Raw genomic sequence first — 460 nt, 5'->3', positions numbered from 1 at the left:
GACTACTAGGGTATCTAATCCTGTTTGATACCCACACTTTCGAGCATCAGCGTCAGTTACAGTCCAGTAAGCTGCCTTCGCAATCGGAGTTCTTCGTGATATCTAAGCATTTCACCGCTACACCACGAATTCCGCCTGCCTCAACTGCACTCAAGATATCCAGTATCAACTGCAATTTTACGGTTGAGCCGCAAACTTTCACAACTGACTTAACAATCCACCTACGCTCCCTTTAAACCCAATAAATCCGGATAACGCTCGGATCCTCCGTATTACCGCGGCTGCTGGCACGGAGTTAGCCGATCCTTATTCATAAAGTACATACAAAAGGGTATCCATACGTGACTTTATTCCTTTATAAAAGAAGTTTACAACCCATAGGGCAGTCATCCTTCACGCTACTTGGCTGGTTCAGGCTCTCGCCCATTGACCAATATTCCTCACTGCAGCCCCCCGTAGG

1 rRNA gene is annotated in these 460 nt (G+C 47.0%); it reads right to left on the bottom strand.

The window, feature by feature from the left end:
* A 16S ribosomal RNA gene (locus KGF46_RS19770) occupies positions 1 to 460 on the bottom strand; the annotation flags it as partial.

The sequence above is a fragment of the Clostridioides sp. ZZV14-6153 genome, assembly GCF_020657855.1.
In the GTDB taxonomy this organism is placed as follows: Bacteria; Bacillota; Clostridia; order Peptostreptococcales; family Peptostreptococcaceae; genus Clostridioides.
The sequence above is the reverse complement of the archived record's forward strand: the minus strand, read 5'-3'. Positions and strand labels throughout refer to the sequence as shown.